Here is a 15,044-nt window from a genome sequence, read left to right as displayed (position 1 = left end):
GCGTCCGTTGGGGTTTGCGTTCCATTCTAGGCCCGGAGCAGGAAACCCATGACCGACCGTTACGCCGTATTCGGCCAGCCCATCGCGCATTCGCAGTCGCCGCACATCCATGCCACGTTCGGCCGGCAGGAAGGCCTGGCGCTGGACTACCGTGCGATCGAGGCATCGCCGGCCGAGTTCCTGGCAGCGCTGGAGGCCTTCGCTGCCGAGGGTGGCGTGGGCGCCAACATCACCGCGCCGCACAAGGAAGCTGCCTTCGCGCTGTGCACCACGCTGACCTCGCGCGCGCGCCGCGCCGGTGCGGTCAACACGCTGCTGCGCAAGGGCGACCGCTGGCATGGCGATACCACCGATGGCATCGGCCTGGTCCGGGATCTCACCGACCGCCACGGCCTGGACCTGCGTGGCCGCCGCACCCTGCTGATCGGCGCCGGTGGCTCGGCGCGCAGCGTGGCCCCGGCGCTGCTGGATGCCGGCATCCTGGAGCTGGTGGTGGTCAACCGCACCCCGGAGCGCGCCGACGCGCTGATCGATGCGATGGGCGAGCCGGGCCGCGCCATCACCCGCTACTGGGAAGACATCCGCGAACTGGGTGATTTCGAGCTGATCATCAATGCCACCTCGGCCGGCCGCGACCGCGCCGCGGAGTTCAAGCTGCCGCTGTCGCTGGTCAACAGCATGACCACCGCGGTCGATCTCAACTACGGCGAGGCTGCGATTGCCTTCACTGCGTGGGCGCGCTCGGCCAGCTGCCGCAACATCGTTGATGGCCTGGGCATGCTGGTCGAACAGGCGGCGGAGAGCTTCCTGCAGTGGCACGCCGTGCGCCCGCAGACCGATGCCGTCTACACCGAGCTGCGCACCCAGCTGGCCCCGCTGGCCGGCGAGGACTGAACCGGTGGACATGGATCTGCTGATCTCGATGCTGACCATGGTGGGCGTGCGCCTGCCGGTGCTGATTGCGCTGGCAATCGCCGTGGTCTGGGTGGTGGATACCCCGCGCGGCGCGATCCGCAGCGTGGCCCTGGGCGCACTGGGCGTGATGGCGCTGACCACCCTGGCCGGCCTGGTGCTGAACCTGGTGCCGATGTGGATGGTGCAGCAGGGCAACTACGAGAACCTGCAGCTGATGTCCAAGCTGCTCGGTGCCGGCCACTTCGCACTCAATCTGTTCGAGGCGCTTGCGCTGGTGCTGCTGGTCTGGGCGATGACCCGCGCGCTGCGCGGCCACGCCGTTCCGCCCGTTGCGCCGCTGCCGCCGCGCTGAGCAGGTGCAGCAGGCTGTCGCGGCCCACAGCGTTGGCGTGGGCCGCGTCACGGATATGAACCGCCGCGGAAAATGGCGCCGGTCACGGCCCCCGGGTCGTGAGAAAATGGGGACTGTGATCCAGTCAGGCAGTCCCCCGGCGTGACCGAAAAAGTTGAAGCCCCCCGCGCCCTGAACGACGAGCTCAAGGCCGGCATCCGCGATGCTTACGCCAAGCTGCAGGCCAATACGCCCGGCTTCAGCACGCGGCGTTCGCAGAGCCAGATGATCGGCGTGGTGTCGCGTGCGCTCTCGCACAGCGGCGGCGTCGGCGTGGTCGAAGCGCCGACCGGCGTCGGCAAGTCGCTGGGCTACCTGACCGCCGGCGTGCCGATTGCGCTGGCGACCAAGAAGAAGCTGGTGATCAGCACCGGCACCGTGGCGCTGCAGTCGCAGCTGGTCGAGCGCGACATCCCCAATTTCCTCAAGGCCACCGGCATCGAAGCCACCGTGGCGCTGGCCAAGGGCCGCACCCGCTACCTGTGCACCCGCAACGCGGCCGAAGCGCATGGCGACGGCGCGCAGGAAGGCATGTTCGACGACGAACAGCCGTTGTTCGACCGCCCGTTGGCGCCGATCGAGATGGACCTGGCGCAGTCGCTGAGCAAGGCCTTCCTCGAAGGCCGCTGGAACGGTGACCTGGACAACGCGCCGGAAACGATCAGCAACACCCTGCGCTCGCGCATCACCACGCCCGCCTCGGGCTGCGCCGGGCGCAAGTGCGCCTACTCGGCGCAGTGCGCGGTACTGCGCTCGCGCAACACCGTGCGCGAGGCGCAGATCGTGGTGACCAATCACGCGCTGCTGTTGTCGGCGCTGTCGATCGGCGAGAGCGACAACGGCCAGCCGCTGATCGCGCCGCCCTCGGACATGCTGCTGGTGCTTGATGAAGGGCATCACATCGGCAACGTCGCCATCGACCAGGGCGCGGCCAGCCTCGCGCTGGACGAAATGGCCAAGCGCACCGGCCGCCTGCAGGTGCTGATCGCTGCGTCCTACCGCGCGGTGGACAAGGACAAGCTGGGCAACCTGCTGCCCAACGAGGCCATCGAAGCCGCCGCCAAGGTCAGCAAGCAGCTCAAAGCCTTCCGCGATGTGATCGACCGCAGCTGGCGGCCGGACCCGGCCGCCCAGGAGCCGATGTGGCGCGCCCCGAACGGCCGCCTGCCGGAGATCTGGATGCCCGATATCGAGGCCATCGCCGACGACACCCGCGCGCTGTTCAACTGGGCGCATGCCGCGCTGACGCAGGTCGCCAAGGGCAAGCCCGAGGATGCCGCGCGCGAACGCCTGCAGCGCAACCTCGGCATGGCGCTGGAGATGATCGAGCAGCAGCACAATCTGTGGACCGGCTGGCGCCGCGAAGACAAGGAGGGCCAGCCGCCGACCGCGCGCTGGATCACCCTCTCGCGCGATGGCGACCTGGTCCTGCATGGCTCGCCGGTCTCGGCCGCGAACGTGCTGCGCAAGCTGCTCTGGGATGAAGTGGATTCGGTGGTGATGACCTCGGCCACGCTCACCGGCGGTGGCGATTTCCAGGCGCTGGCGATCGACAACGGCATTCCGGCCGAAGCCGAGATGGTCTCGCTGGCCTCGCCGTTCGATCTGCCCAACCAGGCCCAGCTGATCGTGCCAGCGTTCCCGGTGACCCCGGATGACAAGGAAGGTCACCCCAAGGAAATCGCGAAGTACCTGGTCAAGGAGCTGGACTGGGGCAAGGGCAGCATCGTGCTGTTCACCTCGCGCTGGAAGATGGAGAAGGTGGCCGAGCTGATGCCGGCCGCGCAGCGCAAGCACGTGCTGGTGCAGGGCGAGACCGCCAAGCAGAAAATGATCGACGAGCACCTGCGGCGCACCTCGGCCGGGGAGGGCTCGGTGCTGTTCGGGCTCAATTCCTTCGGCGAGGGCCTCGATCTGCCCGGCGAGGCCTGCACCACGGTGGTGATCACCCAGGTGCCCTTCGCGGTGCCGACCGACCCGCAGACCTCCACGCTGAGCGAGTGGTTCGAAAGCCGTGGCCTGAACGCCTTCAACCTGATCGCGATCCCGCACGCCCTGCGTACGCTGACCCAGTTCTCCGGCCGCTTGATCCGCACCTCCACCGATACCGGCCGCGTGATCATCCTCGACTCGCGGCTGCTGACCCGCCGCTACGGCAAGCGCATCATCGATTCACTGCCGCCGTTCAAGCGGGTGATCGGGTAGCGGTACACGACACTTGCAACGGGGCGTTGCGTTGCGAAACGGTAGAGCCACGCCATGCGTGGCTGCTCTCCGATCAGAACGCGCCGCAGCCTGAAACTGCACCCATCCACGCGTGGCGTGGAGCTAGTCCTCCAGTTTCGCAAGGTCGCGCACCGCGCCCTTGTCAGCACTGGTGGCCAGCAACGCATACGCCTTCAGTGCACCGGTGACCTTGCGCGGACGCGCCTCGCGCGGCTTCCAGCCGAGCGCGTCCTGTTCGGCGCGGCGTGCGGCCAGCGTGGCGTCATCGAGCAGCAGATCGATGCGCCGTGCGGGAATGTCGATACGGATGCGGTCGCCGTTGCGGACCAGGCCAATGGTGCCGCCCGAGGCCGCTTCCGGCGAGGCATGCCCGATCGACAGGCCCGAGGTGCCACCGGAGAAACGGCCGTCGGTGAGCAGGGCGCATTGCTTGCCCAGGCCCTTGGATTTCAGATAGCTGGTCGGGTACAGCATTTCCTGCATGCCCGGGCCACCGCGCGGTCCTTCGTAGCGGATCACCACCACATCGCCGGCGACCACTTCATCGGCGAGGATGCCCTGTACAGCGGCGTCCTGGCTCTCGAACACGCGCGCGTTGCCTTCGAACACGTGGATGGATTCATCGACGCCGGCGGTCTTCACCACGCAGCCATCAACGGCCAGATTGCCGCGCAGCACCGCCAGCCCGCCTTCGGCCGAATAGGCATGCGCGACGGCGCGGATACAGCCTTCGGCACGGTCCACGTCCAGCGTCGGCCAGCGCGTGGCCTGGCTGAACGCGACCTGGGTCGGGATGCCGGCGGGCCCTGCGCGGAAGAAATCGTGGACCGTCTCATCGGTGCTCACCGCGACATCCCAGCGCGCGATCGCCTCGGCCAGGGTGCGGCTGTGCACGGTCGGCACGTCGGTATGCAGCAGGCCACCGCGCGCGAGCTCGCCGAGGATGCCGAACACACCGCCCGCGCGATGCACATCCTCCATGTGGTACTTCGGTGTGTTCGGCGCAACCTTGCACAGCTGCGGCACACGGCGTGAGAGTTCGTCGATGGCATGCAGATCGAAGTCCACCTCCGCTTCCTGCGCCGCGGCCAGCAGATGCAGGATGGTGTTGGTGGAACCGCCCATGGCGATGTCCAGCGTCATCGCATTCTCGAACGCTTCGCGGGTGGCGATGCCGCGCGGCAATGCACCCGCTTCTTCGCCCCCATACCAGCGATGGCACAGCTCCACGATCAGGCGCCCGGCGCGGCGGAACAGCTGCTCGCGGTCGGCGTGGGTGGCCAGCGTGGAGCCGTTGCCGGGCAGCGACAAGCCCAGTGCTTCGGTCAGGCAGTTCATCGAGTTGGCGGTGAACATGCCCGAGCACGACCCGCACGTGGGACAGGCGCTGCGCTCGTACTCGGCGACCTTCTCGTCGCTGGCGCTTTCATCGGCGGCGATCACCATCGCATCGACCAGGTCCAGCTTGTGCTCGGACAGGCGCGTCTTGCCGGCTTCCATCGGGCCACCGGAGACGAACACCACCGGGATGTTCAGGCGCAGCGCGGCCATCAGCATGCCGGGGGTGATCTTGTCGCAGTTGGAGATGCACACCAGGGCGTCGGCACAGTGCGCGTTGACCATGTACTCCACCGAGTCGGCGATGATCTCGCGGCTGGGCAGCGAATACAGCATGCCGTCGTGGCCCATGGCGATCCCGTCATCCACCGCGATGGTGTTGAACTCCTTCGCCACGCCGCCGACCTGCTCGATCTCGCGCGCCACGAGCTGGCCCAGGTCCTTGAGGTGCACGTGGCCGGGCACGAACTGGGTGAACGAGTTGGCGACGGCGATGATCGGCTTGTGGAAGTCGCCATCGGTCATCCCGGTGGCGCGCCACAGGGCGCGTGCGCCGGCCATGTTGCGGCCGGCGGTGGAGGTGCGGGAGCGGTATTCAGGCATGGTGGCTGGCAGGATCTGGCGGGCCGTGGGGGCGCGTTTCACCTCGATTCTGCCGAAAAATTCCGGTTGCGTTTGCAACCACCTTCGCCGCTGCCGCGGCCCCGCCCAGAGCGAATGCTGAAACGCTGTTCATGTTTTGGACTTTGCCGGTTTTGGTTGTTCGCCCCGATCAGGCATGATTGGGGAGATAACCGTACTAGGGGGCATGACGCCATGAAACGTTCCAGGACCACTGCGCTGCTGCTGATGAGCGCTGCGCCGCTGCTGTTCACCGCCTGCCAGAAGAACGAGGCCGTGCAGGTGCAGGAAGGGCTCTACACCTCGGTGCAGGCCTGTACCGAAGCCACCGGCGATCCGTCCAGCTGCCGCAACGCGTTTGCCGAGGCGCAGAAGCAGTCGGCCGATGCCGCCCCCAAGTACGCCACGCGCGAAGCCTGCGAGGCCGAATACAACGCCGAGCAGTGCGTGGAACAGAAGACCTCCACCGGCCATTCGTTCATCGGCCCGATGATGATGGGCTTCTTCATGTCGCAGATGCTCAGCAACCGTGGCGGCGCGGGCCTGGCCCAGCAGCCGGCGGCGAGCCCGGCCTATCAGGACAAGGCCAAGGGCTGGGCACGCCCCGGTCCGTCCACCGGCGGCATGAACACCGCCAGCGGCATCGGCGCCGGCAAGGCCGGCCTGGCCCCGGTCAATGCCACCCCGAACCGGGCGGTCACCGCCAGCCGCGGTGGCTTCGGCAACACCAGCAGCAACCGCAGCAGCGTCGGCGGCTGATCGATGCAGCGCGTGCGTATCGCCGAGCGCAGCCAATGGCGCGCTCGGGCCGAAGAGTCGGGTTTCCGTTTCCACACCATCGATGGTCTGCCGTACTGGGATGAAACCGCGTACTACGCCTTCACCCTGCGCCAGATCGAACAGGACATCGAAGACCCCAGTGCCGAGCTGCATGCGATGGCGATGGACCTGGTGGACGAGGTGGTGGGCAGCCAGCAGTTGATGGACCAGCTGGCGATCCCGCCGCTGTTCCGCGACTGGATCGCTGACAGCTGGCGCCGCCGCGAGCCGCACCTGTATGGGCGGCTGGATTTCGCCTACGACGGCACCGGCCCGGCCAAGCTCTACGAGCTGAATTACGACACGCCCACCTCGCTGTTCGAAGCGTCGTTCTTCCAGTGGCAGTGGCTGGAGGACCAGCGCAACCAGAACCGGCTGCCACCGCATGCCGATCAGTTCAACGCGATCCATGAGGCGCTGGTCGAACGCTTCGGCGAACTGGCCGCGCAGCTGCCGCCGCCGCTGTATTTCAGTGCTGTCGGTGCGTCGGAGGAAGACCAGGGCACGGTCGCCTACCTGCGCGACTGTGCGGCCCAGGCCGGCCTGCGTGGCGACGCGATCGCGATCGAGGATATCGGCCTGTCCGAGGACGGGCGCTTCACCGCGCTCGACGACACCGTGATCGGCAGCCTGTTCAAGCTGTATCCGCTCGAAGACCTGATGACCGAGTCGTTCGGCCAGGCGCTGCCCGCTTCGGGCGTGCAGCTGCTGGAACCGGCATGGAAGGCGATCCTCAGCAACAAGGGCGTGCTGCCGCTGCTGTGGCAGCGTCACCGCGGCCACCCGAACCTGCTCGCCGCCGAGTTCGACGATGGCAGCGAGCTGCCGCGCGGCTGGGTCCGCAAGCCGTTGTTCTCGCGCGAGGGCGCGAACGTGGCGATGCACCTGGCCGATGGCAGCTGGCAGGAAAGCGAAGGCCCGTACACCGGCCCGGCGATCCGCCAGGCCGCGCATCCGCTCACCGCGTTCGATGGCGGTTATCCGCTGATCGGCAGCTGGATCGTGGGCGACCAGGCCTGTGGCATGGGTATCCGCGAAGACAACAGCCGGATCACCCGCGACAGCGCCCGCTTCGTACCGCACGCGATCATCGACGAAGCGCCGACGCGCATCTATCTCTGATCGTTACAACAACCCATCCCGCTTGACCGCCAGGTAGCGTTCCACCAGCGCGCCAGGCAGGGCCTCGGCGGTGACATCCAGCACCATCACCCGGTGGCTGCGCAGCGCGTCATGTGCGTCGCTGCGCTGCTGCAGGTAACGTGCGATCGCACCGGCCTGGGCAGCGTCCTGCAGGCTCTCCACCGGCTGGGCCAGCGCATCGTCCAGCGCGCGCTCGCGCAGGCTGGCCACGCAGACTAGATGCTGGCGCTGCAGCAGGCGCACGGCCGCGAGCAGATCTTCAATGTCCTCATCGCGCACGTTGGTGACCAGCATCACCAGCGAGCGACGGCGCTGACGCAGTGAAAGCTCGGTGGCTGCGGCGAGGTAATCGGTGGCGACCGGCTGCGCCTGCAGATCGTAGCTGGCGCGCAGCAGGGTATCGATGGTGCCCATGCCACGTTTCGGCGCGACCCAGCGGCTGTCGCCCCCGGCCGCGAACAGGCCCACGCCGTCGCCTTGGCGCAGCGCGAGGTAGGACACCACCAGCGCCGCATTGAGCACATGATCGAAGTGCGACAGCCCGCCTTCGCTGGCCATCATGCGCCGGCCGGTGTCGATCATCAGCACCAGCTGCTGGTTTTTCTCGTCCTGGTATTCGCGGGAGATCAGCTTGCGCGCGCGGGCGGTCGCCTTCCAGTCGACCTGGCGCAGGCTGTCGCCGACGCGGTACTCGCGCATCTGGTGGAAATCGGTGCCTTCGCCGCGGCGGCGCTTGAGGTGCGCGCCGACCAGGCGCGAGGCCTGTTCGGCACTGAACAAGGCGAAGCGCGTCAGCGGGGCGAAGTTGGGGTAGACGCGCACCGTCATCGCCGGCGGCAGCTGCCGCCGTTGATGCCACAGCCGCCACGCACTGTGCATGCGCAGGTGCACCCCCTCGAACACGAAACGGCCACGCGCGGTCGGGGTCAGTCGGTACGCCACGCTGCTGGTGACCAACGGTTTGAGCGCCAGTGACCGTGGCAGGCCCTGCAGGCTCCAGCCGCCGGGCACCAGATCGAATACCTCCACGCGCTGGTGCCGGCTCGATTCCAGCCGCAGCGTCGCCTCACGCTCGACATTCAGTGCCAGCGACTCCGGCAGCTCGCGGTGCACACTCGGCGAGGGTTGGCGACGCAGGCGCAGCAGGTCCACCAGCGCGATCAGCGCCACACCACCACCGATCGCCCACCAGACCGCGTGCGGCCAGGTGCCGATCACCACCGGCACGCCGAGCAGGCCCCAGCCGGCCAGCAATGCCAGCAGCAGTGCGCCCGGCCTCATGCCGGTCGCTCGCGATGGAGGACGCGCCCACTCATTTGCGCGGTGCGTCCACCTTGGCCAGCAGCGCGGTCAGCGCGTCGTCGGCGCTCTGTCCTTCGATCTGCAGTTCCGGTGCGAGGGCGATACGGTGGCGCAGGGCGGGCCTGGCGATATCGCGCACGTCATCGGGGGTGACGAAATCACGACCGGACAGCACCGCCTGCGCACGCGCCGCACGCACCAGCGCGATGCTCCCGCGCGGGCCGGCACCCAGCGCGATACCCGGCCATTGCCGCGTGGCGGCGACGATCCGTACCGCGTAGTCGATCACTTCCGGGTCGACCGTGATTGCAGCGGTCGCCTGCTGCAACGCGACCACCTCGGCCGCGTTCAGCACGCGTGGCACCTGCGACAGAGCGAAATCGGCGGCGCTGCGGCCGGTGGTGATCGCATCGACCATGCGCTTCTCATCGTCCAGCGTCGGGTAGTCGATCAGCACCTTCAGCAGGAAACGGTCCAGCTGCGCTTCGGGCAGCGGGTAGGTACCTTCCTGTTCGACCGGGTTCTGCGTGGCCAGGGTCAGGAACGGCGGGGTCAGCGCGAACGCCTTGCCTTCGATGGTGACCTGGCCTTCCTGCATCACTTCCAGCAGTGCCGACTGGGTCTTGGCCGGGGCGCGGTTGATTTCATCGGCGAGCAGCAGGTTGGTGAACACCGGGCCGCGACGGATCTTGAAGCTCTCGGTCTTCGGGTCATACACCGCATGGCCGCTGACATCGCTGGGCATCAGGTCCGGGGTGAACTGCACACGGCCGTAATCCAGCTCCAGCGCCTGGGCGAGCGCGCGCACCAGCAGGGTCTTGCCCAGCCCGGGCACACCTTCGATCAGCACGTGGCCGCCGGCCAGCAGCGCGATCAGGATCTGGTCCAGCACCTCGGGCTGGCCGATGAAGGCGCGGCCCACGGCCTCGCGCACGGCATCGACGCGCTCGGACAACGGCGACGGCGATGGCGACGGCGTCACGGCGGGAGGGGACAGCGGCGGCGGAAGCGTCGGCTCGGTCATAGCAGGTTTCTCATCTGGATCAGCAGGCGGATGCGGTCGCGCAGGCCGGCGACGTCGTGGGAAGCGGGTGGAGTCAAGGCGGTCTGCACGCGCTCTTGCGACCACTGCAGCAGGCTGGCGACGGCCTGCACCCGGGCCTCGCCGGTCAGTGCGGCCGCACTCGGCGAACGCCGCCGCAGACGCGCCAGGAACGCGCGGCGGACCGCGTCATACAACAGCGGTGCCTTGCCGAAGCGCAGCAGGTGTTCGCCGCTGGCGCGGATGTGTTCGAGCAGCGAGCGGCGTTCCGCGGCAGGCGAGGGCAGCTCACTGCCCAGGCGCTGCGCGCGCTGCCAGAGCCAGCCGAGCAGCGCCAGCAGCAACGGCGCCCACACCGGCCAGCCGAGGTAGAACACGCGGTTCCACAACGACGGCGGGCGCGAGGCGTAGACCAGCCACATCGTGCCCTTGCCATAGTTGGGCGCCAGCACGTAGCGGGTCAGGTCGCGGTGGGCCTTGTCGTGCAGCCCATCAACGAGGGCGTTGGCGGCGTTCGGCGGGGCGGCCGGGTTGGGCCGGCCCTTGCCCTGCATGAAGGCCATGTCGGCCAACACATCGATGTGCCCCCGGCCGTGGCGCAGGCGGGCGAAGACCAGGTCGGCCGCGGTGCCCCACTCGCGCTCGACCGCCATGCCCGCGGCTGGCTCCACCGCGAAGCGACGGCCGGTGCAGAACTCCACATGCTGCGGGTCATCGCGCACGTGGAACTGCTGGCAATAGCTCCCGTAGCCCGCGCTGTCCACGCCGAGCGCGTCCAGCAGCGGGCCATTGCGGGCGGCGTCCTTGCCCACCGGTGGCGTGCGCACGATCAGGTGCCCACCACGCTCCACCCAGGCCATCAGCGTTGCTACGGCAGGTGCGGGCACTTCCGCGCTGTCCTGCAGCAGCACCACGGTATCGCCCGGTTCCAGCGGCATCCGGGTCAGGTCCAGGCGTGGCCGCGACTGCACGGTCAGCCCGTCCGCACGCAGCGCCTGGCCGAGTACGTACAGCGGGTTGTAGCTGGCTTCGCCCTGTGGCGGCAGGTGCTCTGTGTGCGTCACCCGCTCGTGGGTGCGCAGGAACAGGATCGCCAGCGGCACGCCGATCACCAGCAGGCCCAGGACGATCAGCAGCCAGCGCAGACGGACGCTCACGCGCGCCACCCGAACTGGGCCTGCAGAATCGTGGCCAGCGCATTGAAGTCTTCATCGCTGGGCAATCGGCCGGCATACGCCGCGTACTGCCAGATCCGCACGATGCGCGCGAACAGGCTGCGGTCGGCCTCGACCGGCATCCGACGCGAGGCACGCAGGCACTGCGCTTCGGTGGCACCCGGCGGAAGCGTGATCCCGGCGCGCTCGCTCATCGATTCCACACTGGCGCGGTACAGCAGCGCCAGCGCCTGGCGGGGGCGTCCTTCCTGCCACAGGGCACGCGCACGCGACGCCGGATCGGGCGGCACGACGTCCGGTATCCGGATTGGTTCTTCGATGACCGCTGCGGCCTTCGCACGACGGCGCTGGCCGGAGCCGCGCAGCCACGGCAGCCAGCGCGGTGCGGTGGCCAGCAGCAGCAACACCAGGACCCCGACCACCGCCCACAGCGTCCATTCGGCGATCCGGGCCGGCAACAGCGGCCCTTTGCTGCCGCGTTGGCCAGTGGCCTTGGCCGCAGCCTCACGTTTTGCCTTCTCCGCTTCGGTTGCATCGCTTTCGATGCGCGTCCACTCGGTGACCTCGCGGGTCGGGCTCTGCAGCGGGTCTTCATACGCGCGCTGCACGGCTTGTCGGAAGCCAGCCGTATCCACCGCTTCAGCGCCAAAGATGACCGGGGGCGTGTTGTCCGGATCGTTGTCGTACGTACGCGGCGGGTCATCGGCGTCATCGTCTTCGCTACCGTCGGCGTCCGAAGCCGCATCGGCGTCTTGCGCAGGTGACGGAGCGTCCTCGGCCGGCACCGGCAACGCACCCTTGGTGTTCGACTGCGTCGGCGCCTGTTGGGCGTGCAGTGCCGCGCCTGGCCAGACCAGCACGAGGGCCAGGACCAGCAGCGGCGCAGCGCGCTGCAACCGTGCATGCAGGCGCCGGAAGGCGATCTCCACATCCCATGCTTCCATCTGCGTGCGCCGGTCCAGGTACAGGCCGAAGCCGGCACCGACATAGAACGGCCCGATCAGCGTGGCGGCCAACCAGAACAGCAGGTTGACGCCCAGCTGCATCCACGCCGGCATGTCCTGCTTGGCCAGCTCCCACGCCGCGCGCCAGGACTCAGACAGCAGGTCCACCGGAATGAACAGGAACACCGCGGCGATGCCGCCGACCACCAGCACGATCTCGAAGACCATGCACACCAGCGTCAGCAGGACGGCATGGCCCATCGCACCCCCGGCGATGGCGCGCCGACGTTGGCGACGATGCGCCGGATCCGCGCCTTCCAACAGATTGACCGGCAGCAGCACCGAACGCAGCGGGCTCAGGCGCCGCCAGCCTAGATAGCCCCAGAAGCCCTCCCAGCCCCACGTGCGCTGCGCGCGCAATGTCTGCGGGGTGGTGGATGCATCGCCGAACACCCCGCGTGAGATCACGTACAGCGCGATGCGCTCGAACAATGGCTTGAGCCACCACATCGCCAGCCAGGCCCAGCCGAAGCTGTCGGTCCACCAGGCCAGCGCGTTGAGCAGCACGAATACCGGCAGCGACACAATGACCCAGGGCGCCCAGATCGCCGCGGCATGCCGGCGCACCAGCGCCATGCCCAGCTCCATGGCTTCCCAGCCCGAGCGTGCGCGAAGGACGACGTTGAGCCGATCAATCTGCATCGGCCGCTCCGCGTCCGCCGCGCCACAACCACACGAACACGGTGGTCCACAGCACGGCCGCCACGCTGTATTTGCCCCATGCCGGAACCGCGGCGATCGAGGACCAGAACGCTTCGATGAAGGCGGCGATCAGCAACATCGCCGCGACCCCCACGCACAGCCTGGCCCCGATCACGCCGCCCTCGACCAGCGCATCGATGCGCCGCCGGCGGCCGGGCGCGAGCAGTTTCATGCCCAGCTGCAATCCAGCGCCGCCGGCGATCACGATCGCCGTCAGCTCGAAGGCACCGTGACCGGCCACGAAGCGCCAGAACGGATCGCCGTGGCCGACGTGCTGCAGATGGCCGGCGACCGATCCGATGCCGACGCCGTTGAACAGCATCACCAACACGGTGCCGACGCCGGCAATCAGCCCGAAGGCGAACGTGCGCAGGCCGATGCTGATGTTGTTCATGATGTAGTAGCCGAACATCGTCCAGTTGGTGCCGCTGTCGCGGCCCAGGTTCGGTGAGGCCGGGTCGTACATGCGTTCGAATTCGGCGATGCGCGCGTTGTCCATCAGCAGATGGATCAGTTCGGGGCGCCACAGGATCAGCGCGAAGCTGCCCACCAGCGGCACCACGAAAAATGCGGCGGCCACCCACATGCTGCGCGCCTGGCTGCGCACCAGCTGCGGGAAATCGGCGAACAGGAAGGCGAGTGCGCGCTGCCACTGCGGACGTGGCGTGCGATAGAGCAACGTGTGGCCCTGCTGCATCAACTGCTGCAGGCGTGCGACCAACTGCGGGCTGTAACCGCGTCGGCGCGCCAGCGCGAGCTGTTGGCACAGGCGGCGGTAGCGCTGCGGGAAGTCGCCATCGTCCAGGCCCTCGTGGGCCGGCTGCCGGCGCGCCTGCCGCGGGCGCTCACCGCGCTTGGCCAGCCAGTGTTCCAGCGCCTGCCACTCGGCCTGGTAGCGGGCGACGAACTGCTCCTGTCTCATCGCCGTCCCAGCAGCCAGTTGGCCATCGCATACAGGCGCAGCACGCCGACCTGGCCGTGGCTCCCGGTCAGCGGCGAGGCGATGTCGGCCAGTTCCTGCTGGCGCGGCACCGACAGCCGCGGCGCGCGCTCGGCGAAGGCGACCACGGCGGCCTGTTCGGCCGGCTGCAGGGGCTGCGGCGGGGCCAGCACGCTGCCGACCGGTACGGTACCCCCCAGCGGCGCTGCGCCCTGGTGGATCACCACGGTTCCCGCGACCAGGTCACCGAGACGGCGGCCATGCGTATCGAACAGACTCGACAGCAGTCCCAGCGCATAGCCGAACGGCAGCATGTCCACGGTGCGCAGCAGGTTGCGGGTGATCGCGCTCATCCAGCCGATGGGACCGCCATCGCCCGCCACCACGCGCAGGCCCATCGCGCGCTTGCCCAGCGTGCGGCCCCAGCAGGCCTCCTGGACGATGGTGTAGGCCCACATCAGCAGGAACATCAGGCCCAGGTAGAGCCCTTGCCCGAACCCGCCGAGGAACGCCAGCGGAATGCTCAGCATCATCAACGCGCCGATGCGGATCACGAAGTCGATGGCCCAGGCCAGCGCACGCGGCAACGGCCCGGCCACGGGCAGGTGCAGAGGCACGCCTTCGGGGGTGATGACCTCCCGGTAGGTATCCAGCATGGGCGCGCTCATCGGCGGCGCATCACGGTGGATCGTACGGAAGGCCACAGGGGACGCCGGATTCCTCTCCGGTCTGCCAGCGGGGGCATGCGGTTCTCGACTGCTTCCTGGTCGGCTGAGGACTTTACCGCGCACGGATCCCGATGCCCAGCGGGGTGGCCGCAATCAACCCCGGTACTGGTCCTTCAGGCGCACGTAGTGATCGGCCGAGTAATGCAGCGACTCGATCTCCTTGTCGCTGAGCGTGCGCGCCAGCCGTGCCGGGTTGCCCAGCCACAGCTCGCCTTCGCCGACCACCTTGCCCGGGCCAAGCACCGCGCCGGCGCCCAGGAAGCCGTGCGTGCTTACCTGCGCGCCATCCAGGATGCAGGCGCCCATGCCGATCAGGCAGTAATCGCCGATCGTGCAGGCATGGATGATGGTGCCGTGGCCGACCGTGACGCCCTCACCGATGATCGTCGGGTAGCCGCCCTTGTTGAACGGGCTGTGGTGGCTGACGTGGATGATGGTGCCGTCCTGGATGTTGCTGCGCGCACCGATCCGCACGTGGTTCACATCGCCGCGGATCACCGTGCCCGGCCACACCGAGACGTCATCGCCCAGCACCACATCGCCGATGATCGTGCACGCCGGATCGATGTAGACGCGCTCGCCGAGCATCGGCAGTGTGTCGAGGAAGGGGCGGATCGGGGACATGCGCAAACTCCGGCAACGCAGGGCTGGGACGCCGCCTGCAGCGTTGTCCCGGCCCCCGATGATAGCGCGGGTGC

The 15,044-nt window shown here is 68.4% G+C and carries 13 protein-coding genes; 5 read left to right on the top strand and 8 right to left on the bottom strand.

Annotation, left to right across the window (positions count from 1 at the left end; translation table 11 throughout):
* Positions 1 to 48 precede the first annotated feature (48 nt).
* From aroE to dinG, 3 genes are all read left to right on the top strand, one after another.
* Positions 49 to 894 (top strand): shikimate dehydrogenase, encoded by an 846-nt coding sequence (aroE, locus tag QMX81_RS02050; RefSeq protein ID WP_121040782.1) that lies wholly within the window; start codon positions 49 to 51, stop codon positions 892 to 894.
* A 10-nt stretch (positions 895 to 904) separates the two neighbouring features.
* Positions 905 to 1,267, top strand: coding sequence for a hypothetical protein (locus QMX81_RS02045; protein ID WP_121040780.1), 363 nt, complete (start codon positions 905 to 907; stop codon positions 1,265 to 1,267).
* A 141-nt stretch (positions 1,268 to 1,408) separates the two neighbouring features.
* Positions 1,409 to 3,511, top strand: coding sequence for an ATP-dependent DNA helicase DinG (gene dinG, locus QMX81_RS02040; protein ID WP_152152166.1), 2,103 nt, complete (start codon positions 1,409 to 1,411; stop codon positions 3,509 to 3,511).
* 123 nt (positions 3,512 to 3,634) lie between these two features.
* Here dinG and ilvD read toward each other — a convergent pair whose 3' ends face one another.
* Complete coding sequence (ilvD, locus tag QMX81_RS02035; RefSeq protein WP_282258049.1) at positions 3,635 to 5,473, bottom strand: dihydroxy-acid dehydratase; 1,839 nt, start codon at positions 5,471 to 5,473, stop codon at positions 3,635 to 3,637.
* A gap of 213 nt (positions 5,474 to 5,686) precedes the next feature.
* Here ilvD and QMX81_RS02030 point away from each other — a divergent pair, with 213 nt between their 5' ends.
* Entirely contained in the window at positions 5,687 to 6,250 is a 564-nt protein-coding gene (locus tag QMX81_RS02030) for a DUF1190 domain-containing protein (protein ID WP_121040776.1), read from the top strand.
* A 3-nt stretch (positions 6,251 to 6,253) separates the two neighbouring features.
* A complete protein-coding gene (locus QMX81_RS02025; RefSeq protein ID WP_121040774.1) occupies positions 6,254 to 7,432 on the top strand; it encodes a glutathionylspermidine synthase family protein in 1,179 nt (392 codons plus the stop codon).
* 3 nt (positions 7,433 to 7,435) lie between these two features.
* Here QMX81_RS02025 and QMX81_RS02020 read toward each other — a convergent pair whose 3' ends face one another.
* The 7 genes from QMX81_RS02020 to QMX81_RS01990 form a co-directional block, all read right to left on the bottom strand.
* Complete coding sequence (locus tag QMX81_RS02020) at positions 7,436 to 8,734, bottom strand: DUF58 domain-containing protein (RefSeq protein WP_121040772.1); 1,299 nt, start codon at positions 8,732 to 8,734, stop codon at positions 7,436 to 7,438.
* 31 nt (positions 8,735 to 8,765) lie between these two features.
* Positions 8,766 to 9,779 (bottom strand): MoxR family ATPase, encoded by a 1,014-nt coding sequence (locus QMX81_RS02015; protein WP_282257926.1) that lies wholly within the window; start codon positions 9,777 to 9,779, stop codon positions 8,766 to 8,768.
* Positions 9,776 to 10,954 carry a DUF4350 domain-containing protein gene (locus tag QMX81_RS02010; protein ID WP_282257924.1) on the bottom strand — a complete coding sequence of 393 codons (1,179 nt, stop codon included), beginning with the start codon at positions 10,952 to 10,954 and terminating at the stop codon, positions 9,776 to 9,778. The genes QMX81_RS02015 and QMX81_RS02010 overlap by 4 nt, the downstream gene beginning before the upstream one ends.
* On the bottom strand, positions 10,951 to 12,618 hold the full coding sequence (locus QMX81_RS02005; protein ID WP_282257921.1) for a DUF4129 domain-containing protein: 1,668 nt from the start codon (positions 12,616 to 12,618) through the stop codon (positions 10,951 to 10,953). The genes QMX81_RS02010 and QMX81_RS02005 overlap by 4 nt, the downstream gene beginning before the upstream one ends.
* Positions 12,608 to 13,600, bottom strand: coding sequence for a stage II sporulation protein M (locus tag QMX81_RS02000; RefSeq protein WP_282257919.1), 993 nt, complete (start codon positions 13,598 to 13,600; stop codon positions 12,608 to 12,610). Before QMX81_RS02000 ends, QMX81_RS02005 begins: the two co-directional genes overlap by 11 nt.
* Positions 13,597 to 14,286 (bottom strand): RDD family protein, encoded by a 690-nt coding sequence (locus QMX81_RS01995; RefSeq protein WP_121041324.1) that lies wholly within the window; start codon positions 14,284 to 14,286, stop codon positions 13,597 to 13,599. Before QMX81_RS01995 ends, QMX81_RS02000 begins: the two co-directional genes overlap by 4 nt.
* Positions 14,287 to 14,439: 153 nt before the next feature.
* Positions 14,440 to 14,970: a gamma carbonic anhydrase family protein gene (locus QMX81_RS01990; RefSeq protein ID WP_121040764.1), complete on the bottom strand. Its 531-nt coding sequence runs from the start codon at positions 14,968 to 14,970 to the stop codon at positions 14,440 to 14,442.
* Positions 14,971 to 15,044 lie beyond the last annotated feature (74 nt).

It is taken from the genome of Stenotrophomonas sp. PS02301 (assembly GCF_029959485.1).
GTDB classification, from domain to species: domain Bacteria; phylum Pseudomonadota; class Gammaproteobacteria; order Xanthomonadales; family Xanthomonadaceae; genus Stenotrophomonas; species Stenotrophomonas maltophilia_Z.
The sequence above is the reverse complement of the archived record's forward strand: the minus strand, read 5'-3'. Positions and strand labels throughout refer to the sequence as shown.

Excerpts from the sequence above, each read along its gene's own strand:
- aroE (WP_121040782.1), top strand. The coding sequence starts at position 49 with ATGACCGACCGTTACGCCGTATTCGGCCAGCCCATCGCGCATTCGCAG.
- QMX81_RS02045 (WP_121040780.1), top strand. The coding sequence starts at position 905 with ATGGATCTGCTGATCTCGATGCTGACCATGGTGGGCGTGCGCCTGCCG.
- ilvD (WP_282258049.1), bottom strand. The coding sequence starts at position 5,473 with ATGCCTGAATACCGCTCCCGCACCTCCACCGCCGGCCGCAACATGGCC.
- QMX81_RS02030 (WP_121040776.1), top strand. The coding sequence starts at position 5,687 with ATGAAACGTTCCAGGACCACTGCGCTGCTGCTGATGAGCGCTGCGCCG.
- QMX81_RS02025 (WP_121040774.1), top strand. The coding sequence starts at position 6,254 with ATGCAGCGCGTGCGTATCGCCGAGCGCAGCCAATGGCGCGCTCGGGCC.
- QMX81_RS02020 (WP_121040772.1), bottom strand. The coding sequence starts at position 8,734 with ATGAGGCCGGGCGCACTGCTGCTGGCATTGCTGGCCGGCTGGGGCCTG.
- QMX81_RS02015 (WP_282257926.1), bottom strand. The coding sequence starts at position 9,779 with ATGACCGAGCCGACGCTTCCGCCGCCGCTGTCCCCTCCCGCCGTGACG.
- QMX81_RS02005 (WP_282257921.1), bottom strand. The coding sequence starts at position 12,618 with ATGCAGATTGATCGGCTCAACGTCGTCCTTCGCGCACGCTCGGGCTGG.
- QMX81_RS02000 (WP_282257919.1), bottom strand. The coding sequence starts at position 13,600 with ATGAGACAGGAGCAGTTCGTCGCCCGCTACCAGGCCGAGTGGCAGGCG.
- QMX81_RS01995 (WP_121041324.1), bottom strand. The coding sequence starts at position 14,286 with ATGAGCGCGCCCATGCTGGATACCTACCGGGAGGTCATCACCCCCGAA.
- QMX81_RS01990 (WP_121040764.1), bottom strand. The coding sequence starts at position 14,970 with ATGTCCCCGATCCGCCCCTTCCTCGACACACTGCCGATGCTCGGCGAG.